18 protein-coding genes are annotated in these 21,686 nt (G+C 45.2%); 7 read left to right on the forward strand and 11 right to left on the reverse strand.

The features are described 5' to 3' along the window. Positions 1–3: 3 nt before the first annotated feature. Complete coding sequence (folA, locus tag R7E78_RS13725) at positions 4–483, forward strand: type 3 dihydrofolate reductase (protein ID WP_005379666.1); 480 nt, start codon at positions 4–6, stop codon at positions 481–483. A gap of 269 nt (positions 484–752) precedes the next feature. On the opposite strand, the gene apaH is transcribed toward folA, so the two are convergent. The 6 genes from apaH to lptD form a co-directional block, all read right to left on the reverse strand. Next, complete coding sequence (gene apaH / locus R7E78_RS13730) at positions 753–1,559, reverse strand: bis(5'-nucleosyl)-tetraphosphatase (symmetrical) ApaH (RefSeq protein ID WP_213912276.1); 807 nt, start codon at positions 1,557–1,559, stop codon at positions 753–755. 15 nt (positions 1,560–1,574) lie between these two features. Beyond that, positions 1,575–1,955, reverse strand: a complete 381-nt coding sequence (apaG, locus tag R7E78_RS13735) for a Co2+/Mg2+ efflux protein ApaG (protein WP_005379668.1) — start codon at positions 1,953–1,955, stop codon at positions 1,575–1,577. A 75-nt stretch (positions 1,956–2,030) separates the two neighbouring features. Beyond that, positions 2,031–2,840, reverse strand: a complete 810-nt coding sequence (gene rsmA, locus R7E78_RS13740) for a 16S rRNA (adenine(1518)-N(6)/adenine(1519)-N(6))-dimethyltransferase RsmA (protein WP_005379669.1) — start codon at positions 2,838–2,840, stop codon at positions 2,031–2,033. Continuing rightward, positions 2,837–3,835 (reverse strand): 4-hydroxythreonine-4-phosphate dehydrogenase PdxA, encoded by a 999-nt coding sequence (gene pdxA, locus R7E78_RS13745; protein ID WP_151514459.1) that lies wholly within the window; start codon positions 3,833–3,835, stop codon positions 2,837–2,839. Before pdxA ends, rsmA begins: the two co-directional genes overlap by 4 nt. After that, entirely contained in the window at positions 3,825–5,108 is a 1,284-nt protein-coding gene (gene surA, locus R7E78_RS13750; RefSeq protein ID WP_318057945.1) for a peptidylprolyl isomerase SurA, read from the reverse strand. Before surA ends, pdxA begins: the two co-directional genes overlap by 11 nt. Positions 5,109–5,167: 59 nt before the next feature. Continuing rightward, positions 5,168–7,513 (reverse strand): LPS assembly protein LptD, encoded by a 2,346-nt coding sequence (gene lptD / locus R7E78_RS13755; RefSeq protein WP_318057946.1) that lies wholly within the window; start codon positions 7,511–7,513, stop codon positions 5,168–5,170. A 266-nt stretch (positions 7,514–7,779) separates the two neighbouring features. On the opposite strand from lptD, the gene djlA reads away from it, so the two are divergent. Then, the gene (djlA, locus tag R7E78_RS13760) at positions 7,780–8,634 is read left to right on the forward strand and encodes a co-chaperone DjlA (protein ID WP_005379675.1); all 855 of its coding nucleotides are present in this window, start codon (positions 7,780–7,782) and stop codon (positions 8,632–8,634) included. 138 nt (positions 8,635–8,772) lie between these two features. On the opposite strand, the gene R7E78_RS13765 is transcribed toward djlA, so the two are convergent. The 5 genes from R7E78_RS13765 to leuA form a co-directional block, all read right to left on the reverse strand. Further along, on the reverse strand, positions 8,773–9,555 hold the full coding sequence (locus R7E78_RS13765) for a DUF547 domain-containing protein (protein WP_042522426.1): 783 nt from the start codon (positions 9,553–9,555) through the stop codon (positions 8,773–8,775). A gap of 335 nt (positions 9,556–9,890) precedes the next feature. Beyond that, the gene (leuD, locus tag R7E78_RS13770) at positions 9,891–10,493 is read right to left on the reverse strand and encodes a 3-isopropylmalate dehydratase small subunit (RefSeq protein WP_005383071.1); all 603 of its coding nucleotides are present in this window, start codon (positions 10,491–10,493) and stop codon (positions 9,891–9,893) included. Positions 10,494–10,504: 11 nt separating this feature from the next. Next, entirely contained in the window at positions 10,505–11,905 is a 1,401-nt protein-coding gene (gene leuC / locus R7E78_RS13775; protein WP_318057947.1) for a 3-isopropylmalate dehydratase large subunit, read from the reverse strand. A gap of 110 nt (positions 11,906–12,015) precedes the next feature. Beyond that, positions 12,016–13,107 (reverse strand): 3-isopropylmalate dehydrogenase, encoded by a 1,092-nt coding sequence (gene leuB, locus R7E78_RS13780; protein WP_213910868.1) that lies wholly within the window; start codon positions 13,105–13,107, stop codon positions 12,016–12,018. Positions 13,108–13,189: 82 nt separating this feature from the next. After that, positions 13,190–14,737 (reverse strand): 2-isopropylmalate synthase, encoded by a 1,548-nt coding sequence (gene leuA, locus R7E78_RS13785; protein ID WP_005379685.1) that lies wholly within the window; start codon positions 14,735–14,737, stop codon positions 13,190–13,192. A 517-nt stretch (positions 14,738–15,254) separates the two neighbouring features. Here leuA and R7E78_RS13790 point away from each other — a divergent pair. The 5 genes from R7E78_RS13790 (at position 15,255) to R7E78_RS13810 (ending at position 21,418) form a co-directional block, all read left to right on the forward strand. After that, on the forward strand, positions 15,255–16,052 hold the full coding sequence (locus R7E78_RS13790; protein WP_158157193.1) for an SH3 domain-containing protein: 798 nt from the start codon (positions 15,255–15,257) through the stop codon (positions 16,050–16,052). A gap of 152 nt (positions 16,053–16,204) precedes the next feature. Then, entirely contained in the window at positions 16,205–16,753 is a 549-nt protein-coding gene (locus R7E78_RS13795) for a phosphatase PAP2 family protein (protein ID WP_005379690.1), read from the forward strand. Between the two features lie 3 nt (positions 16,754–16,756). Then, positions 16,757–17,803 carry an MJ1255/VC2487 family glycosyltransferase gene (locus R7E78_RS13800; protein WP_064376679.1) on the forward strand — a complete coding sequence of 349 codons (1,047 nt, stop codon included), beginning with the start codon at positions 16,757–16,759 and terminating at the stop codon, positions 17,801–17,803. Positions 17,804–18,356: 553 nt separating this feature from the next. Beyond that, the gene (gene calR / locus R7E78_RS13805) at positions 18,357–19,316 is read left to right on the forward strand and encodes a LysR family transcriptional regulator CalR (RefSeq protein ID WP_005379693.1); all 960 of its coding nucleotides are present in this window, start codon (positions 18,357–18,359) and stop codon (positions 19,314–19,316) included. A 293-nt stretch (positions 19,317–19,609) separates the two neighbouring features. Next, positions 19,610–21,418: an AMP-dependent synthetase/ligase gene (locus tag R7E78_RS13810; RefSeq protein ID WP_005379694.1), complete on the forward strand. Its 1,809-nt coding sequence runs from the start codon at positions 19,610–19,612 to the stop codon at positions 21,416–21,418. Positions 21,419–21,686: the final 268 nt, after the last annotated feature.

The raw sequence follows: 21,686 nt of genomic DNA on the forward strand, positions 1-21,686 counted from the left end.
AACATGATCATTAGTATGATTGCCGCGATGGCCGACAATCGCATCATTGGCAAAGACAATCAAATGCCTTGGCATCTTCCCGCCGATTTCGCTTGGTTTAAGCGTTGTACCATGGGAAAACCGGTTGTGATGGGACGCAAAACCTATGAGTCTATTGGTCGCCCTTTACCTGGTCGCTTGAATATTGTTATTAGCCGTGATGAGACACTAAAGATCGAAGGTGTCACTACCGTAACATCGATTGAGCAGGCTCTGGAAGTCGCAGGTGATGTGGAAGAAGTGATGATCATTGGTGGTGGTGCGATTTACACCACTTGTCTGCCTATGGCCAATAAACTGTATGTAACACACATTGAAGCGGCCATTGATGGTGATACTCAGTTCCCAGATTGGGGAGACGAGTTTAAGGAAACTTACTCAGAAATGTATCAAGCCGATGAGAAGAACGCCTACAACATGCGCTTTACTGTGTTAGAAAAGTAATTCGAGATTAACACCGCGTAGTTAATACGGTAATGCCGTTCGTATAACAGCGAGCGGCCATCCCAACCTACCGTCATCCTGAAAAGCGACGAAAGAGCGAGATTCAGGAGCCTCTATACGAGTACTTTGTTGTCAAAGGTATTTCTATCTATTCGCAGCGCGAGGATATTAGATTTCTAGTCTCGTTAAGGCTCGTTGGAATGACCCTACAGGAGGTGTTAAGTGACAGGTATTCCTCCTACTATGGATTATCGACTGTTATTCAGTGTTTAACTTAACGCATCCTGAGTAAAAATTTTCTTATCTTCCCAACGGATCATGGTTAGGCTTCCGCCCCAAACACAGCCAGTATCTAGCCCGATGACTTCGCTGTTCATATAACCTTGCAGTGCAGCCCAGTGCCCAAAGAGCACCGCTTTGTTTAAGTGGATACGTTTAGGCACCTCAAACCATGGAATAAGTTCGTTACCGGAAACTTGTTGCGGTGGCAATTTACAATCCATATCCAAACGACCATCAGGGAAACAAAAGCGCATCCGCGTAAAAGCATTGATAATATAACGGTATCGGTCCAAACCCTGTAGATAGTCATCCCAGGAATCAGGTTGATTGCTGTACATGTTTTTTAATAGCCAAGGCAGCTCTTCACTTTGGATGATGCGCTCAACTTCACGGGCACACTTTCTCGCTGTTTTTAGATTCCACTGCGGTGATATGCCAGCGTGACACATCACGAACTCGTCATGCTCGGCCATTAGAGGTTGCTGAGCTAGCCATGTCAGTAGTTCCTCTTTGTCAGGGGCCGTGAAAATAGGTGCGGTTCTATCTTTGTCTTTGACCTTTTTTATCCCGTGAGCCACTGCAAGAAGGTGAAGGTCGTGATTACCAAGCACGACGATTGCGCTTGCGCCAAGTGACTTCACAAAGCGTAACGTTTCTAATGATTTAGGCCCTCTGGCGACCAAATCACCAGCAAGCCAAAGTTGGTCTTTTTTCACAGAGAAAGATACTTTTTCTAGTAGTCGCTGCAATTCATCAAAACAGCCTTGGATGTCACCAACAATATAGGTAGCCACTGAATCTCCAATTTACTAATTTAAAACATTTGGAACAGCCAAGCGAAATGGTTCAATTTCGGTGATGAACTCTTGCCCTTTCTCATCCAGCATTTTGTAGTGTCCTTGCATAACGCCGACAGGGGTTTCTAACGCGGTTCCGCTACTGTACGTGTATTCATCATTGCTTGGAATAAAGGGCTGCTGGCCTACAACTCCGTCACCTTCAACCGTCATTTGCTTGCCATTCGAGTCTGTGATTAGCCAGCGGCGGCTCACTAACTGTACGGTTTGTTGGCTAAGGTTTTTGATGGTGATGATATAAGCGAAAACGTAGCGTTGTAGCTCTGGGTTGGACTGTTCTTCGATGTATTTGGTGTGAACTTGAATTTTGATGCAAGGTTGAATGACGTCCATGTGCACTCCTCAGAAACGTAATATCCCAATAATAATAAGCCAAACCTACAAGGGTTTGGCTCATTGTTTGAGTTCTTAGTGCTGCGGGTTATCCGCAAGCCAGTTCGCCATTGCGACGAATTGTTCTAGCGTCAGGTTCTCTGGACGCATGCTTGGATTAACACCTAGCTCTTCTAGTACTTCTGTGCTTAACAACGATTTGTAGCAGTTACGAACTGTTTTACGACGTTGGTTAAAGCCTTCACGACAAACGCGATCGAGCAAACGCAGATCTTTCGCCGGGCATGGCAGCTCTTCGTAAGGCACTAAACGAACAACGGCAGAATCCACTTTCGGGGGTGGAACGAATGCCGTTGGCGGTACTTCCAGTACCGGTACCACTTTACAGTAGTACTGAGCCATTACCGTTAAACGGCCGTAAGCTTTGCTGCCAGGGCCGGCGGCTAAGCGGTTTACCACTTCTTTTTGCAGCATAAAGTGCATGTCTTGAATGTCTTTATGGAACTCGAAAAGGTGGAACATCAATGGTGTAGAGATGTTGTACGGTAAGTTACCAAAAATGCGCAGCTTGTTGTTTGGCTTCACTAGTTGAGTGAAGTCAAAACGCATAGCGTCACCCTCATGGATGGTCAACTTATCTGCCAGTTCAGGGTGAGTACGTAGGCGTTCCGCCAGATCGCGGTCTAATTCGATAACTGTGAACTTATCTACTTCACGACCTACTGGCTCAGTGATTGCACCAAGACCAGGACCGATTTCAACCAGGTTTTGACCTGGTTTTGGGTTAATCGCTGATACGATTCCATCAATAATGTATGGATCGTTCAGGAAGTTTTGACCAAAACGTTTACGCGCTTTGTGTCCTAAATGGACATCATTTCTCATTGTTTCTTCTCTACCAAATCTATCGCATGCGTGAGCGCTGTTCGGAAACTCCCTGTATCCGCTTGACCTGTCCCTGCCAGATCTAATGCAGTACCGTGGTCCACCGATGTTCTAATAAAAGGTAGACCAAGAGTAATGTTTACTGAACGACCAAAGCCTTTGTATTTTAATACTGGCAACACTTGATCATGGTACATGCCTAAAACAGCATCAGCATCATTTAAATATTTTTCATTGAAAATGGTATCAGCCGGCAGAGGGCCGATCAGGTTGATACCTTTTTCTTGTCGAATTTTTTCCAGTGTCGGAGTTATGGTCTCGATCTCTTCACGACCTAAGCAGCCATCTTCGCCAGCATGAGGGTTAAGCCCGCAAACGTAGATGTTTGGTTGTGCGATAGCAAACTTTTCTACAAGGTCTGTATGAAGAATATCGATGATTTTTTCTAATCGCTCTTCGGTGACAGCTTTGGACACATAAGCTAAAGGAATATGTGTTGTAACCAGCGCCACGCGTAGTCCTTCCGTTGCTAGCATCATTACGACTAGCGGCGTTTGTGACTTCTCGGCGAAAAATTCAGTATGGCCACTGAATGCAACACCTGCGCGATTAATCACCCCCTTATGAACAGGGCCGGTGACAATAGCATCAAATTCATCATTCATACAGCCTAAAGCCGCTCTTTCTAGCGTTTTTAATACATAGTGGCCATTCGCTTCATTGAGCTCGCCTGCGACCGCAGGTTCCGATATTTGGATATGATCAACGATAAGCGTGCCCGCTTTTTGTGCTTTAGGTGCTTCTTCTGGATTGTAATCAGACAGTTGGACTTCGATGCCAAGCTGCTTGGCTCGCTCCGTCAGCATATTCTTATCGGCACAGACGACAATTTGGTGCGCCCAATCTTCTTTCGATAGGGCAAGCACTAAGTCTGGGCCGATACCCGCAGGTTCCCCTGCGGTTACGACAATTCTACGAATTGTATTAGTTGTCATTGTTGTCATCCACGATTTCAACAAACGCACTTGCGCGTAGCTCTTGCATCCATGCGCCCGCTTCTTCATTAAATTTACGGTTAAATAGAATACGGTAAGCTTTGTTCTTCATCGCTGAGTCAGTACGGTCCACTTGGCGACGATCCAACACTTCAACGATATGCCAGCCGTGAACGGTTTTGAACGGTTCGCTGATTGAGCCAACTGGCAGAGTTTCTACTTGGTGCTTAAATTCTGGCAAGTAAAGATCTGGTGTTTGATAACCTAGTTCACCGTCTTGTGCTGCCGAGCCAGGATCTTGACTGTATTGTGTTGCCAATTGAGCGAACGTTGCTTCACCGGCTTTGATGCGGCGTACAAATTCATTCAGTTGCTTCTTCGCCCCTTCGTCGCTCAGAATCACGGTTGGTTTAATCAAAATATGACGCGCATTTACTTCCGTTACCGCAACCGTTTCTAGGCCTTTTACATCCTCTATTTTTAGGATGTGGAAACCAACGCCACTACGGAAAGGACCAATAATGCTGCCTTTGTTTTGCATCTTGATCTGATCAGCAAAGATGGTTGGCATCTCTTCTTTACGCATCCAGCCCCAGTCACCACCCTGTAAAGCTTTAGGACCTTTTGAGTAGGTGTAGGCCATCTCCGTAAAATCTGCACCTTCGTTTAGCTTTTTCGCGAGCGCTTTAGCTTCTGCTTCTACAGCTGACTTTTCTTTATCGTCAGAGAAGCGCAGTTGAATGTGTCCAATTTTGTATTGAACAGTCGCATTGGTTTCTTGTGATAGTTGCTCAGCAAGGCTATCGACCTCTGCTGGAAGGATATTAATACGGCGACGAACCAGTGCATTGCGAGCTTCTGATGCGGCGATTTCCTTACGAATTTGTTCGCGGAATTCTGGGTAACTTAAACCTTCACTTTCTACAGAAGCGGCGAGTTGTTCTACCGATTGCTCATTATTACGTGCGATCTCTGCAATCGCTTGGTTTAAACGGTTGTCGTCAATACGCACACCAATACGGTCTGCTTCTTGGCCTTGCAACGTATCAATGATAAGTTTTTCAACGACTTGTTCTTTTAACACGCTGGTGGAAGGTAAGCTCTTTCCACTTTGACGTGCGTTGGCTTGCAGCGTTTTCATCGCTGTTTCGATGTCGCTTTGTAGAACTACACCGTCGTTCACGATGACCGCAACCTTATCGATCTCTACTGGTGCTGCAACCGCTCCGCAAGAGAGTAGGGTCGTGAATAAGATTGATTTCCAAATTTTCATTTAAAATTCCGTCAGTATTTTTGAATAGGCGTCTTATTCATTTAAGACGCCTATTTTGATTAATTGTTCAGATAGAATGGGCGGCCGTACTTAATCGCGTTGTCAGAACCATCCAGTTCTTTGACAGCAGTGTCTTCACGCTGGTTGGTCGCAAAGCCTTGAATACCGAAGTTAACGCTGAAGTTATTTTCGTATTCAGGTGATGCCCCGGTGCTGCCGATAGCTTGGTCTTCCCAACCAAGCAATTGGTTTGAGTAAGTGACGCCAATGTACCAACAGTCAGATTGGTAACGTAGGCTCGCTAACCATTCTAGGTCCGCATTTTCATTGAGGTCGTAGTAGTATTGAACACTCGCAGACCAGTTCGGGTTGAACTCGTAGGCCGCTACAATACCTGCTTGAGAAATACCTTTACGAGTAATTGTGTCTAGGTTTTCGAGAATGATCGTATCTTCGATGTATTCACGCGTAACGTAGCGATAGTTACCCTGAATAAAGCCGCCGTTGAATTGGTATTCCAAGGTACTGTTTGCCAACTGCATGGAGCTCAAATCAATATCGTATTGAATTCCACCGTGATAGAACAAGTAATCGTTGTAGTTGAAATCAGCTTCAATTGCCCATGATGAGTAATTGGTTGTCTCATCCGGAAGATTTGGGCTGTTGCTCAGTTTGGTCTTTTTATCGAAGTAGTAAATCTGACCAAATGAAACGTTAAGACGCTCTTTATAGTCATCATCAAAGAAGCGAGTACTCGCACCGTAGCTTAACTGGTTCGCCGAGGCGATTTTATCAATGCCACTGTACTTACGACTGCGGAATAGCCCGTAGTAGTCGGTTTGTAGCAAGGTGGTATCGTAGTTGTAGATGTTGGTTTGATCTTCTTCAGGTACGTACAAGTACTGCAGCTGAGGCTCCAGTGTTTGTGTGTAGCCCTTGATCCAGCTTGTATCTCGCTCTAAGTAAAGTTGCGCATGCGTACGGAACTCAGGAATAACACGAGAAACTTCATCATCCAACTGGTTTTGCAAGTTTACATCTGTCAAACCCGTTAAGTCTTGAGAGTAATACGTAGAGAGCACACGCGCTTCTGTTGTCCACGTTGCCCATGAGTTTGAGAGTGGTAATGTAAGCCCTGGTTCAATGTGAACACGGGTCGCATTTGGTCGCGCAGCATCGCTGGTATCGAAGCGGCTGACTTGGCTCTTCACGTCAAAGTTAAGGTAATCTCCCCACAACGGCGTGTAGTAGTTCAAGTCTAACTGAGGAAGCAGGCGATAAGGGCGGTTCTCTTCTTTCAATAAGATTTGGAAGTCACGAACGGTTAACGAGGCATCCCAGAAGTCAGAACGATATTGTACTTGTCCTTCTTGGACCAGTTGACCATCTTCACGGTTACCAATGTCGGAGTCGAGATCGAGGAAGTAATCAATATCACTCACTTTTGAGTAATCGACTTTGACTATCCACTGTTTATTGATGATACCGTCGTGTTTAACTTGGTAGCCCCAACGAGACTCGTCCTGATATTTGCGATCACTATTGAGGTATTCGCCTTTGATTTCCCCATTTCCCCAACCATCTGTTAGATAGCGGAAATCAGTATCGAGTTTTGTACCACGTTGCTGCATATAGAGCGTGGTGAGTGTCATGTCATATTGAGGCGCGATGTTCCAATAGAATGGCACCTCGACTTCCATACCATCACTAGAACCGTACGATAAAGAAGGGAAGAGGAAACCCGTTTTGCGCGTATCTCCAATTGGCATGGTTAGATACGGCACATAGAAAACAGGCACATCTAACACTTCAAATCGAGGATGGTGCAGCGTCGCTGTCTCTTCATCTTGGTCAACATCGATGCCTGACGCAACCAATCGCCATGAATTATCGCCTTGAGGGCACGATGTGATAGAGCCGTCTTCGAGTTCATAAACCGACTGACCTGTGCGGGCGATATAGGCTGCAGTGCCTCGGCCTTGTTGGCAAAGGAACTGATAATCGGTGTTCTCAAGTGAAAACGTATCTTGATTAATGTCGTTAGTAACACGATCAGATCGAGCTTTGACTTGGCCGTCATTGAAAGTCACGTTGCCTTCGGCAACCACGACGTTGTCTTGTTGGTGCAGCGTTACGCTATCTGCGGTAATTTTCTTCTGGCCTTGGGTGACTTGTACATTACCTGAGTACTGAGCTTTGTCACCATTGATGGCTTGCAGGGTGTCAGCTTCTACCACTACTGGGGTATTAAGAGCGTCCTCCTCGCCACTTGTATCGACCAAACATTGATCTGTGGCGGGCATTTCCTGCACACTATCATGGATATTCGCTTCAGCTTGAGTGGTGGGTACAAACAAGGCGGTGCTGATAGAGGCCGCTAAAAATGTGCGGGAGAAATGTTGCATTGAATTGAACTTTCCTGTGTCACTACTACTCGATGGCTATAGGGCTTGTTGTACCCTAGCGTAATAGCCAAATGAATCAACTATAGTCGCATTTATCCCAGCGTATTGATTCACTGTGGCATAATGACGACAAAATAGCTGCAAAGATAAGCAGGCGAAATGGCCTAGCCGAAATAAAACTAATTCCATTATCATAAAGGAAATCGTTGCATCCGGCACTATAAGACCGCCGTCGTCGATAAAAATTCATTGATAGAGAACACATAATGCATATTTTTGGCAAAATTCTGGGTGCCTTTTTTGGCTTGTTACTTGGCGGGCCGCTAGGTTTACTCTTTGGCTTATTTATTGGCCATCAATTCGATAAAGCACGTCGCTTGAGTCAAGCCGGGTTCTCTACTGGCGGCTTTGGAAAAGGGCCAAGTCAAGCTCAGCGCCAAGAAGAGTTTTTTAAAGCGGCGTTTGCGGTAATGGGACATGTGGCAAAAGCGAAAGGCCAAGTCACCAAAGAGGAAATCCAACTGGCTTCTGCCATGATGGACCGCATGAATTTGCATGGCGAACAGCGTCGCGCAGCGCAAGACGCGTTTCGTGAAGGTAAAGGCAGCGACTTTCCGTTAGAAGATGTTCTTGTTCGTGTGAAAATTTCGACAGCTGGTCGCTTTGACTTGTTGCAATTTTTCTTAGAGCTGCAAATCTCGGCGGCCTTTGCAGATGGCTCGATTCATCCTAGTGAACGAAATGTGTTACACAAAATAGCACGTGGTTTGGGTTTCTCTTCTGAGCAGCTAGAGCGTCGCTTGCAAATGCAAGAAGCCGCATTCCGTTTCCAAAGCCAGGGTGGTTTTCATGGTCAGCATCAAGGCCAATCTTCTGGTGGTAGCTGGCAACAAGCTTCACAAGCGGATCAGTTGGCCGACGCGTACAAAATTCTGGATGTGTCTTCAGATGCCGACAGTAAAACCGTTAAGCGTGCTTATCGTAAACTGATGAACGAGCATCACCCGGACAAATTGATGGCTAAAGGTTTACCACCAGAGATGATGAACGTCGCGAAAGAGAAATCTCAAGAGATTCAAAACGCTTACGATCTGATTAAGAAAGTCAAAGGCTTCAAGTAGTCGGACGTTTTCTATCAAGTATTGGATTTAAAAAGGGCACTCAGTGCCCTTTTTTATGTCTTAGTTTTTGAGTTGCCGGTGTCTTTAGCTTTTGGCCTATCATGATCCTAACGCTAATTGACCTCAAATCTCTCCAGTTTAGTTGGCTTGATTCAAGTCCCAATCGTATTCGTATTTCACTTTACCAGAGAAATTTTTGTATTGCGGTGCGTACTTTGCGATGTGGTTGAAGACTTGTTTTTCTCCACCAAAGTCCGTTGCAAACCAATCATAAATAGAAGACAGCTGTGCCGTGTTACCTTGGATAGATACGCCTTTGCTGCTGTTAATAAATGTTTTGGCGGCACTATCCAGTAGAACTTGCGTGTTGTCAGCAGTGAATGCTTGAGACTGCAGATTAGGGCATCCCAAGCTGGCACAGTTAACCGCGTAATGTGTTCTCGGGTCATTCCAAATTGGACGTAAAATGCGATGTTCAATATCGTTTAAAGTTAGATCCTTCCCGTTGACTACGACCACATCGTCTCCCCAAGGACCAAAGCTAAATAAGCCACCTAGCTTGGTGATTGATTCGACTGGATAGTTATCCAAAATAAGATCTACCGTGATGGCGTTGTAAAGGTTTACCCAATAGGCATACTGCTCTGCTTGGCTGTATTGTAGAGGGTCTAGTTTTGCCAAACGCTGGATGTATTGTTTCAGCTTGGTTTTATCGACAGAGGAGACTTGGCTGTAACGAAACAAGGTATTCTCGCCTTGTTCAACTAAATAAGTATCGAGTAGTTGTTGCCATTCTTGATGAGAAATTTGGGTTTGGTTGGCTTGATTCGATTGTTTCCAATATGGCCATAAGTCGGATTTTGGAGCGGAAAATGTCGAGAAAGAAACCAGAGCACACAACAGCAATAACAGACGCTTCATAGAGATACCTTTGAATGAGATATTGTTGATAGTGTAGACCAGTTTAGTGCTTGTTTTCTTTCAGTAATCAGTGGCCTTTATTCGCCGTCATTCTGAGGAGCATAAGCGATATCAGGAATCTAATACCCACAAACTCTTGAGTAAAGACAGTATGAATCTGCACAGTGCGCTCTGGCAGTAGATCCTGAATTACACTCCTTCGCCGCTGTTCAGGATGACGAATTTCAACAGAGGCGTTCGGTATTCTGTAAGCAAAGCGATATGAGAACGGTTACCCAAAACATTAAAAGGGCCGACAATTGCCAGCCCTTGATTTGTGTATTTACTAACGCGTCTTAACGTAAGAAGCTTGGAATATTTGCTTCGTACTCGGCAATCTTATCTTCGTGCTGAAGGGTTAGACCAATGTTGTCCAAACCGTTTAGCAAGCAATGACGACGGAACGAATCGATTTCAAAACCATATTCTTTGCCGTTGGCACGAACGACATTCGCTTCTAGGTCGACCTCGACTTCTGCACCTTCATTTGCCTCAACAAACTGGAAGATTTCATCCACTTCTTGTTCAGTCAAACGAACTGGCACCATTTGGTTGTTGATCGAGTTGCCGTAAAAAATATCGGCAAAGCTTGGTGCGATCATCGCTTTGATGCCGTAATCCGCTAGTGCCCACGGTGCGTGCTCACGAGATGAGCCACAGCCGAAGTTTTCACGAGCCAGCAAGATAGACGCGCCTTGGTAGCGAGGTGCGTTCATCACGAACTCTGGATTTGGCTGTTCGCCAGCATCGTCTAGGAAGCGCCAGTCATGGAATAGGTGCTTACCAAACCCTAGGCGGGAGACCTTTTGTAGGAACTGCTTTGGAATGATGGCATCAGTATCAACGTTCGCTGCATCTAGAGGAACAACTAAGCCTGTGTGTTGTTTAAAGCCTGACATTGGTTTGCTCCTTAGTCTAGTTCACGAATATCTACAAAGTGACCAGCAATTGCTGCTGCCGCTGCCATCGCAGGGCTCACTAGGTGGGTACGGCCATCACGACCTTGGCGGCCTTCAAAGTTACGGTTTGAAGTAGACGCACAACGTTCATGTGGACCCAAACGGTCATTGTTCATTGCTAGACACATCGAGCAACCTGGTAGGCGCCACTCAAAGCCCGCTTCTTTAAAGATAACGTCCAAGCCTTCCGCTTCTGCTTGCGCTTTTACTTGCTCAGAGCCAGGAACGATTAGCGCTTGAACGTGAGGCGCGACTTTGCGACCTTTCGCTACTTCAGCGGCTGCGCGCATGTCTTCGATACGTGAGTTAGTACAAGAACCAACGAAGACTTTATCAACGTTGTAATCAGACAATGACTTGCCTGCCTCTAGGCCCATGTAAGCCAATGCTTTTTCTGCCGATGCTTTTTCTACTGGGTCGGCAAAGCTTTCTGGTGCTGGGATCGGTTGATCTACTGCGATCACTTGGCCTGGGTTAGTACCCCAAGTGACTTGTGGTCTGATATCCGCTGCGCTTAGTGTCACGACTGCATCAAACTGAGCATCATCGTCCGTTTTTAATGTTTTCCAGTATTCTACTGCTGCATCAAAGTCGGCACCTTGGGGTGAGAATTTACGGCCTTTGATGTATTCGAACGTGGTTTCATCTGGTGCAATCAAACCGGCTTTCGCACCTAGCTCAATTGCCATATTACATACGGTCATGCGGCCTTCCATTGAAAGGTCGGTGATCGCCTCACCACAGAATTCAACCACGTAGCCTGTACCGCCAGCAGCTGTGGTTTCACCGATGATCGCTAGCACGATATCTTTAGCCGTGATGCCCGGAGCCACTTTGCCTTTTACTTCGATCTTCATCGTTTTAGCGCGCGCTTGTTTTAGCGTTTGAGTTGCTAATACGTGCTCAACTTCAGATGTTCCAATACCAAAAGCTAGCGAGCCGAACGCACCGTGTGTAGCAGTGTGCGAGTCACCACAAACAATGGTCATGCCCGGTAGGGTAATACCAAGCTCTGGGCCCATAACGTGCACAATACCTTGATATTTATGGTTAATGTCGTAAAGCGTAACACCAAACTCTTCACAGTTTTTCGATAGCGTTTCCATCTGGATACGAGCCATCTCACCGGATGCGTTGATGTCTTTGGTGGTTGTTGAAACGTTGTGGTCCATGGTGGCAAAAGTTTTGCTGACCTGACGCACCTTACGACCTTTTTCACGCAAGCCGTCAAATGCTTGCGGAGACGTCACTTCATGTACCAAGTGACGGTCGATGTACAAGATTGGGTTTTCCCCTTCTGCTGCGACGGCAACGTGTGCGTCGTAGACTTTTTCGTATAGTGTTTTGCCCATTGTTTGCTTCCTTTCCTCGTTATCCTTGTTGCTTTGTTTTAGCACCAATGACTTAGAGGTAAGTCATTGGTGGATAGAGGATTTAGTATTTATTATGAATCTGTTCTGTATTACGAGTTTAAGATGTACTCAGCGATCTTATCGCCCATCTCAGATGTTGTAAGCGCAGGGTTGTCACCAGCAAGATCGCCCGTTAGCTCCCCAGCTGAAAGTGCTTTTGATACTGCGGCTTCAATGTCTTGCGCCGCAGTTTCTTCACCTAGGCTGTAACGCAGCATCAGTGCTGCTGATAGGATTTGCGCCACAGGGTTAGCAATATTCTTACCTGCGATATCGGGTGCACTGCCACCTGCTGGCTCGTACAGACCAAATTTACTTTCGTTTAGGCTTGCTGAAGGTAGCATACCCATTGAGCCAGTGATCATTGCACACTCATCAGAAATGATGTCGCCGAAGATGTTTGAACAAAGCATCACGTCAAACTGAGCAGGGTCTTTAATCAACTGCATTGTTGCGTTATCAATGTACATGTGTGACAGCTCGACATCTGGGTAATCTTTTGCGATTTCTTCTACCACTTCACGCCATAGGATTGAGCTTTGCAGAACGTTCGCTTTATCGATTGAACACACCTTCTTACGGCGTAGACGTGCAGATTCAAAAGCGATTTTTGCAATACGTTCGATCTCAAAGCGGTGGTACACCTCAGTGTCGAACGCTTTCTCTGTTGCGCCTTCACCTTCACGACCTTTCGGTTGGCCGAAGTAGATACCACCCGTCAGTTCACGGACTACCACGATGTCAAAGCCGCGACCCGAGATGTCTGCACGTAGCGGTGAGAAAGCTTCAAGACCTGAGTGAATTTGCGCTGGACGTAAGTTACAGAACAGTTGGAAGTGTTTGCGTAGTGGAAGTAGGGCACCGCGTTCAGGTTGCTCGTTTGGTGGTAAGTGCTCCCACTTAGGGCCGCCAACCGAGCCGAATAGGACTGCATCAGACTCTTCACATGCTTTTATTGTGCTCTCTGGAAGTGGGCAACCGTGGTTGTCGATCGCGATACCACCGACATCATGCTCGTCACGCTCAAACGCAATACCATGTTTCTTTTCGATTGCATCCAATACTTTATGTGCCTGCGCCATTACTTCCGGGCCAATGCCGTCACCGGGTAGGACGGCAATTTTGTACGATTTGTCTGTCATGTTAATCCTTTAAGTTTTCTAATTTTGAGCTTAATTATTTCAACGAGCGTGTTCTTTCCTGAGCCGTGTAGCCCGGTTGTTATTACACAGTCGCAATCTTTTTCTGCTTCATTTCTTCGATTTTATCTGCACGATGAATGCTGTTAATAACGTGCAATAATGCTTGGCCGGAAGCCTCAACGATGTCGGTGGAAACACCCGTACCGTGGTATTTGCGACCTTTGTAGTTGGCAATGATGTCTGCTTGACCCAAACCATCTTCACCTTCACCTTTCGCGGTTAGGTCGAATTTATCCAGAACGATGTCGTAGCCTGTCACGCGGTAGATACATTGGTATAGCGCATCAACTGGGCCATTACCGACCGCTGCTTCACACATTTCTTCATCACCGCATTGCATTTTGATGCTGGTGGTAGCCATTACGCTGCCAGACTGCACGCTTAGGTAGCTCAATTTGTAGAAGTCATCTTCTTCACGCAAGTTCGAGAAGTGCATTAGGGCTTCTAGGTCGTAATCGAACACTTGGCCTTTGCGGTCAGCAAGTTTCAAGAAATCCGCATACAGTGCGTCTAGGTTGTACTCGTCTTCGTTGTAACCCATGGTGTCCATATGGCTCTTCACGGCAGCGCGACCGCTGCGGCTGGTTAAGTTCAGAGCTTGGTTTTTTAGGCCAATAGACTCAGGGGTCATGATTTCGTAGGTATTCTTATTCTTCAACATGCCATCTTGGTGGATGCCTGAAGAGTGGCTAAACGCATTTGCACCCACAATTGCTTTGTTGCTTTGAATAGGCATATTGCATAGCTGGCTAACCAACTTACTGGTGCGGTGAATTTCATCATGCTTAATGCCAGTGTGAACGCCCAAAAACTCTTGACGAGTCTTGATGATCATTGCGATCTCTTCAAGTGAACAGTTACCCGCTCGCTCTCCAATGCCATTGATCGTGCCTTCTATCTGACGTGCGCCAGCTTGAACGGCGGCAATAGAGTTGGCAACTGACATCCCCAAATCGTCGTGACAGTGAACGGAGATGATCGCTTTATCAATGTTCGGAACGCGGTTAAATAGGGTTTCAATAATCCCACCAAACTCACTTGGTACCGTGTAGCCAACGGTATCTGGAATGTTGATTGTACTCGCACCTGCATTGATGGCGGCTTCTACCATGCGACATAGGTTGTCTATAGGAGTACGACCTGCATCTTCACAAGAAAACTCGACATCATCAGTGTAGTTACGCGCATGTTTAACGGCGTTGACTGCCATTTCTAGTACATCGTCGTAGCTGCGGCGTAGTTTGTCTTCTACGTGAATGGTGGAAGTGGCTAAAAATGTGTGGATACGGAATTGGTCGGCCACTTTTAAGGCTTCAGCGGCAGCATCAATGTCTTTCGCAACGGCACGCGAAAGGGCACAAACTCGACTGTTTTTTATGTTTTTTGCGATGGTTTGTACAGACTCGAAATCACCTGGTGAAGAGATTGGGAAGCCAGCTTCGATAACATCAACGCCGAGTCTTTCCAGCGCATAGGCAATCTGCAGTTTTTCTTTAACCGTCAAGCTTGCTGACAACGCTTGCTCGCCATCACGCAATGTGGTGTCGAATATAATGACCTGATCGTTCATGTTTGCTTCCTTCCTGATTTCTGCACTTCCGCGCAAGTGAATCGTTTACTTCCAGTATTTAGATATAAAAAAACCCGCATTCTCATGCGGGTTCTTAGAAATTGGTGTGGTTATTTTTCTTCCACAGCCTACCCGCGCGAACTGGTCACGATCAGGAGGAGGCTAAGCAGGATAGAAAAATGCGCTGACATAGTTGTTAAGCTTTCCACATAATTAAGTTAACAAATTAGTACCGCACTCCATGAAGCGCGTCAACCCTAAAGTCGATTTTTTATTCATATCGGATGAGTCTTTTCACTTGCTTGAGAAAAATGATGCACTAAGTGAAACGACATGATGCGATAGAAACGTGCTAGAAGAAGTAAGTTCTCATCAAGTTTGCGACGTTTCATTACCAAAACAAGCATCGGGATTGCGACTTGTCACACAAAGGTCCGAATTGTTTGGCAAAAGTTTTGAATGACCATTTATAGTAGTGCAGTTGCACTAGGTAAAAGAAATAAGGGTTAGGGAAAGAATGAGGTTAACAAAACAATTTGGACGTTCAGCCATAGTATTTACTCTGGTCAGCTTGTCGGGTTGTCAGCTGTTTCAATCGCAGACCTATGTGGAAGTGGCTTCCCCCGTTGTTATGAATGATCACTCACAGAGCGTCATGGTTATCAATGATCAAATGGATCGATTTTTGAGTTATGAGGGACGCGAATCTTTCTTGAATCAGATGCTTGTTGCCCTTGAGTCTGACAGCCGAAATAAGTTTAAAGGTAAAGATCCGGAAACGTATTCTTGGTGGAAGATCCGTGTTCAACCTAGTGAGAAACAGCAAGCGGAAGTTTTCCGACCAACCACTGAAGGTGTCGATACCTCAAACCCAGTAGAGTTTATGGATGTTTCTTACCGCTCTAAGACCACATTAAACCTACGCTCCAAACCGAGTCTTGAAGGGGCAAAGCTTGGCGTATTATCGAAAGGGGAAGTCTTTAATGTGCTAGCAAAAGTGGTTGATCAACCTTGGTTTCTCGTTGAACAGAAAGGAGTGATAAAAGGTTATGTCCATAAGGATTATGCGCGCAGCAATGTGATAAATCGTGACATTTTATCTACTCAGCCTAACCCTCTACTAGAGCCTAACTCGAGTAAAACGGAGAAAACGAGTATAGAGCATGAACTGTCGGGAAACTATACTTGCCGCTCACTGAGCTATGAGCTTACAAAAGATGGCGACATTACGACAGGCTCTTTGCGCGCCTGCCGCAAGAAGAGAAAAGTCTGGTATATAGACACCCCTCAACCGCAACCATCAAACCGTTCTTAATGTTCTATTTTTATGGTTATGCCCAATAGATAAATTGTTGGGCACACCTTAATTTGGCCTTTGTCATTAATTGTCCAAACTCCCGTCATGCTGTTGTCACCTAAACCTCCTACTTTTCACACAAAGGCGTTGTCAAAGTAAGGAAAGGTCACATGCGAACCATAGAGACAATTACACAGCCAATTGCAACCATTGCTAAGTTTGATTTAGCGCTCTCTAGTGTTTGTCTTAAGCACCGTTTTAATCAACAAGTCGCCAATATCAGTAAAGGAGTCTCCCACAGTGGTGACGGGCATCTTTACTTGGTGTTGGGTTTATTAGCTTGGTATTTAGATAAGGAGCAAGGAGTCTGGTTTTTACTGGCGGGTTTACTTGCTTTTGCTATCGAGCTACCAATTTATTGGACGCTGAAAAATAGTTTTAAGCGTCGTCGCCCTGAAGAGCTTAGTGCACTCCTTCCTGCTTTTATTACCCCCTCTGATCGCTATAGTCTTCCTTCAGGACACACTGCCGCTGCGTTTGTCATGGCGACGCTGATTGACCATTTCTATCCGAGCCTAGGCGTTGCTGCATTCTTTTGGGCAAGTTTAATCGGAACCGCGCGAATCTTATTGGGTGTGCACTTTTTTACCGATGTCATCATTGGTGCACTGCTTGGCAGTCTCTGTGGTGGATTAGCGATTGCGATGTTAGGAGGCTAATTGATGAAAATCTTGTACGGTGTTCAAGGAACAGGAAACGGACATATTGCACGCGCAAGGGCGATGAGTCATGCGTTTAAAGAGCACGATGTTGAGGTCGACTTTTTGTTTTCTGGGCGAGCGCCGGAAAAATACTTTTCAATGGAAGCATTTGGCGATTACCAGACTCGCCGAGGCTTCACCTTTATTACCGAAAAAGGCTCTGTAAACTACGCGAAAACAGCATTGAATAACAATTTGGTGCAGTTTTTCAAAGAAGTTAAGCAACTCGATCTGTCGTCCTACGATCTTATCATTAATGACTTCGAACCTGTGACTGCGTGGGCAGCGAGACAACAAAATAAGCCTTCTATTGGTATCAGCCACCAAAATGCTTTCCGTTATCCGGTGCCACTAAAGGGAGCAAGTTGGTTAGATAAATCCGTCATTGAATACTTTGCGCCTTCTCAACACCACCTTGGTTTGCATTGGCATCATTTTGATCAACCTTTGTTACCACCAATAGTGCATACCGTCGATAGCCAAGCAGAAAACGACGACTTCGTGTTGGTGTATCTACCGTTCGAATCGATTGAAGATATCTCGGACTTATTGTTCCACTTTAATCAACAAGCGTTTATCTGTTATCACCCGGATGTGATCGAATGTGAGCAGGTAGAAAACATAGAACTGCGCCCTTTATGCCACAGCAACTTCCAGCATCATTTGCATCGCTGTAGTGGTGTCATTGCTAATGGTGGGTTTGAGCTTCCTTCAGAAGCCTTGTCTTTGGGGAAAAAATTGTTACTAAAGCCACTCGCGGGTCAATTCGAGCAGCAGAGCAATGTTGCGACCTTAGAAGATTTAGGGCTTGCGATGTCGATGGAGAGCTTAGACATTTCCGCAGTACGCCAGTGGCTAAAGGAGCAACAAGCCGAAAGTGTGAAATACCCAGATGTTGCTCAGGCTATTGTTCATTGGGTACTGCAAGGTGCATGGGATTCACAAGCAGAGTTATCCAGACAGCTGTGGGAGCAGGTTGATTTTCCAAGTTACGTGTCGAACATTTAAGTACGTTGTTCAGTACATTGTTCCTTCCATTTTTGACACGATTTTGTTGCAGCCTTTCTGTTTGGAAGGCTGCATTTTTATTCTTCCTCTCTCATTTCTATTCAGTGTGTATTTGCTGATAATTTGACTGATAAGTGCAAAATTCAATCAGAGATATAGCTGCTATATGTTGTTCTTATCTCAACCAATAACTGAGCTAAATGCATGCTTGTGTTAACCACCTGTCCTATCAATTTGCTAAATACGTCCTCAAAGAATGCATTTTTACGTGTTTTATAGTTTTTTATGTTTTTATCAAACCTTTGTTATTTAACAAATAAATACCTAATTGGCTAAAATTTACTGATTAAATATCAATCTAGTTGCGAAACCGCAATCGATTAGTTGATAGTACAGTTCGAGCCGGAAGTATCCGGACGATAAATATAATAAAAAGTTAGGTTATCTATTCGTAAAATGATTCGAATCCAGCCGCCGTCTTTTGTGCGAGATGGGATTCTATTCGTTATGAATTTAATGAACAAAGTTGACGATTACAAAAGAGGCGCACTTAATGTTAGAGAAGAAAGACGCGATGAGCGCAATTGCTAGCTACCGTATGGAAAGCACTTTGCGTGGTGTAGATTTAAACCTACTGACTGTATTTGATGCTGTAATGCAAGAGCAAAATATTACTCGTGCAGCACATAACCTAGGCATGTCTCAGCCGGCGGTAAGTAACGCCGTGGCACGCTTAAAAGTGATGTTTAACGACGAGCTATTCATGCGCCAAGGCCGTGGTATTCAGCCTACGCAACGAGCACGTCAACTGTTTGGTCCTATTCGCCAAGCACTGCAGCTGATTCGCAATGAACTTCCTAGCTCTGTATTCCAGCCAGAATCTTCGACTCGCTTATTCAAGCTTGCGATTTGCAGCCCTTGCGACATGCGTTTTGCTCCGAAGATCATGGCAAAAGTGAATCAACAAGCACCAAACGTTCAGCTTCACCTAGATGCAGAATTTGACCGTTTGTTGTCTGAGCGTATGCGCTACCAAGAAATTGATTTCGTGATCGACTACGCTCGTTTTGATGAGCAAGGTTTCTCAAGTACTGAAATCTTCAAAGATGAATTAGTGGTTATCGCATCAAAAACACATCCACGCATTCAAGGTGGTGTGACGGCTGAGCAACTGCTTAACGAAAAGCATGCGAAGTTATCTAAAGTGCATGGCCAACGTAGTTTCTCAGAGCAAGCGTACCGTGAACTGGATTGCCAAGCGGCGTATGAAGGTTCTAGTTTAAGCAACCTACTATACGTGGTGGGTCAATCTGAGCTTGTGACTATTGCACCACGTTGGATGGCGGAAAATGCGGTAAACAGCGATCAATTACAAATTCTTGATTTCCCATTTGCGAACAAAGAAATCAGCGGCTTCTTAAGCTGGCATGAATCAAGTGAAAAAGATAAAGGCCACATTTGGCTACGCGATCAACTGATGATCACTTGTGGTGAAGTCGTTGCCGCAAAATAAGATGACGTTTGGTCTTCTCGATTAGACCATATTGGTAATCATCAATTTTTACAATTCATTGGTCCCCGAGCGATTTTTGTCTCTCGGGGCTTTTTGTTTTCGTAATCAACAATCGAAACAGTAAGTTAAATAGAGTAATCATTCAGCAATTTGAGGTACGTTCGCGACGTATAAGTGATAGTTGTCTCTTATTAGTGATAAGTTTGATACTGGTCAGTTGCGTTTTAGCAAGCCGTGAGTACACTTGTTCGCTCAATTAGCTTACGCCTGTAAGCCAAAAGGTAAGTAAAAGAATGGCCAAGTTAGATTTTCATATCGTTAAACGTATTCGTGAACAAATTGCGAACGGTGGTACACGCGTTGCACTCAAGCATAAAGTGGGTGAGGAGTGGCAAGGTATTACGTGGACGCAATTTGGTCAGCAAGTTGATGCTTTATCACTTGCACTTTTGGCTCAGGGATTAGGAGTCCAAGATAAGATCGGCATTTTCTCGAACAACATGCCGCAATGGACGATCGCTGATATCGCAGCACTGCAATTACGCAGCGTGACAGTACCTATTTACCCAACCAATACTGCCGCCCAGTCGGCGTACATCATTAACAATGCAGACGTCAAAGTTCTGTTTGTTGGTGAACAGCCTCAATTTGATGCAGCAGTGAGCATTTTCGACCAGTGCGAACAGTTAGAGCTCATTGTTGCGATGTCTGATGATATAGAACTTGGCGATCATGATTTCGTTATCTCTTGGCAAGCATTTGTTGCCAAAGGCGACGCTACATATCAAGTTGAATTGGACGCGCGTTTAGATCAGGCAAAAGAAGATGATCTACTCACGCTGATCTACACCTCGGGTACAACAGGCCAGCCAAAAGGCGTTATGTTGGACTACGCAAACATTGCGGCGCAATTGGAAGGGCACGATCAGCGCTTGAGCCTTTCTCAAAGTGACGTGTCATTATGTTTCCTTCCGTTGTCACACGTATTTGAGCGCGCTTGGACCTTTTATGTATTGTACAAAGGGGCGACCAACTGCTATTTGCAAGACACCATGCAAGTACGTGATGCACTGAGCCAGGTGCGACCTACCGTGATGTGTGCCGTACCGCGTTTCTATGAGAAGATCTTCTCTGCGATTCACGAGAAAGTGTCTCGCGCGCCGATTCATCGTAAGATCATGTTTACTTGGGCAGTCAACATGGGCGCAAAAATGGCCGCTTGTCATCAAGAAAAACGTCAGCCATCGCTCTTGCTGCGTAAGTCATACGCTTTGGCGGATAAGTTGGTTCTGAGCAAACTGCGTGCGCTACTTGGCGGGCAAATCAACTTTATGCCTTGTGGCGGTGCAAAGTTGGATGAAACCATCGGTCGATTCTTCCATGCGATTGGTATCAACGTTAAGTTGGGCTACGGCATGACTGAAACCACGGCGACAGTATCGTGTTGGGATGATAAATGTTTTAACCCCGACTCTATTGGTATGTCGATGCCTGGCGCACAGGTTAAGATCGGCGAAAACAACGAGATTCTGGTTCGTGGTCCAATGGTGATGCGTGGCTATTACAAAATGCCAGAAGAGACGGAAAAGACCTTTGATGAGCACGGTTTCCTAAAAACGGGCGACGCTGGTTACATTGATGAAAATGGCAACTTGTTCATCACCGATCGTATCAAAGAGTTGATGAAAACTTCAGGTGGTAAATACATCGCTCCACAAATGATTGAAGGTGCGATTGGTAAAGACCACTTCATCGAGCAAATCGCAGTCATTGCGGATACTCGTAAGTTTGTTTCTGCGCTTATCGTGCCTTGTTATGACTCGCTAGAAGAGTACGCGAAAGAGCTGAATATCAAATATCACGATCGCGTTGAGTTGATTAAGCACCACCAGGTGGTCGAAATGCTTGAGAAGCGTGTAAACGATCTTCAAAAAGAGTTGGCAAAGTTTGAACAAGTGAAGAAGTTTAAATTGTTACCAAGAGCTTTCTCTATGGATGATGGTGAGTTAACGCCAACTCAAAAACTTCGTCGTAAAGTCATCAATGACAAATACCAAGATGAAATTGAAGAAATGTATAAGGAAAAGTCGGATAAAAAGTAACTTAAGCTGACTTAGATTTTATATTGATGAAAAAATCCCCAGTGATGTGATCGCGCATTGCTGGGGATTTTTGTTTGTATTGATTTTTTCTGTTCTGCTCGTCAAATAACGCTATTTCGCACCCTGTAGCTAAAAGCTTATGAAATAATGTTCTTTTTTTGAGCGTTAACTTTTTAGGTTGTACTGTGAAATAGGAGATGTGTGGCTGCTATTCCTACTAACATTCTAATTACTAGTATCTTGTTTAAAAAGTAGACCAATCTCTCAT

It is taken from the genome of Vibrio sp. YT-19(2023) (assembly GCF_033337395.1).

What these genes read in the sequence shown, in the direction of transcription:
- R7E78_RS13800 (WP_064376679.1), top strand. Translation starts at nt 16,757, where the DNA reads ATGAAAATCTTGTACGGTGTTCAAGGAACAGGAAACGGACATATTGCA.
- calR (WP_005379693.1), top strand. Translation starts at nt 18,357, where the DNA reads ATGTTAGAGAAGAAAGACGCGATGAGCGCAATTGCTAGCTACCGTATG.
- surA (WP_318057945.1), bottom strand. Translation starts at nt 5,108, where the DNA reads ATGAAAATTTGGAAATCAATCTTATTCACGACCCTACTCTCTTGCGGA.
- pdxA (WP_151514459.1), bottom strand. Translation starts at nt 3,835, where the DNA reads ATGACAACTAATACAATTCGTAGAATTGTCGTAACCGCAGGGGAACCT.
- folA (WP_005379666.1), top strand. Translation starts at nt 4, where the DNA reads ATGATCATTAGTATGATTGCCGCGATGGCCGACAATCGCATCATTGGC.
- R7E78_RS13790 (WP_158157193.1), top strand. Translation starts at nt 15,255, where the DNA reads ATGAGGTTAACAAAACAATTTGGACGTTCAGCCATAGTATTTACTCTG.
- leuD (WP_005383071.1), bottom strand. Translation starts at nt 10,493, where the DNA reads ATGTCAGGCTTTAAACAACACACAGGCTTAGTTGTTCCTCTAGATGCA.
- R7E78_RS13795 (WP_005379690.1), top strand. Translation starts at nt 16,205, where the DNA reads ATGCGAACCATAGAGACAATTACACAGCCAATTGCAACCATTGCTAAG.
- leuC (WP_318057947.1), bottom strand. Translation starts at nt 11,905, where the DNA reads ATGGGCAAAACACTATACGAAAAAGTCTACGACGCACACGTTGCCGTC.
- lptD (WP_318057946.1), bottom strand. Translation starts at nt 7,513, where the DNA reads ATGCAACATTTCTCCCGCACATTTTTAGCGGCCTCTATCAGCACCGCC.
- rsmA (WP_005379669.1), bottom strand. Translation starts at nt 2,840, where the DNA reads ATGAGAAATGATGTCCATTTAGGACACAAAGCGCGTAAACGTTTTGGT.
- leuB (WP_213910868.1), bottom strand. Translation starts at nt 13,107, where the DNA reads ATGACAGACAAATCGTACAAAATTGCCGTCCTACCCGGTGACGGCATT.
- R7E78_RS13765 (WP_042522426.1), bottom strand. Translation starts at nt 9,555, where the DNA reads ATGAAGCGTCTGTTATTGCTGTTGTGTGCTCTGGTTTCTTTCTCGACA.
- R7E78_RS13810 (WP_005379694.1), top strand. Translation starts at nt 19,610, where the DNA reads ATGGCCAAGTTAGATTTTCATATCGTTAAACGTATTCGTGAACAAATT.
- apaG (WP_005379668.1), bottom strand. Translation starts at nt 1,955, where the DNA reads ATGGACGTCATTCAACCTTGCATCAAAATTCAAGTTCACACCAAATAC.
- leuA (WP_005379685.1), bottom strand. Translation starts at nt 14,737, where the DNA reads ATGAACGATCAGGTCATTATATTCGACACCACATTGCGTGATGGCGAG.
- djlA (WP_005379675.1), top strand. Translation starts at nt 7,780, where the DNA reads ATGCATATTTTTGGCAAAATTCTGGGTGCCTTTTTTGGCTTGTTACTT.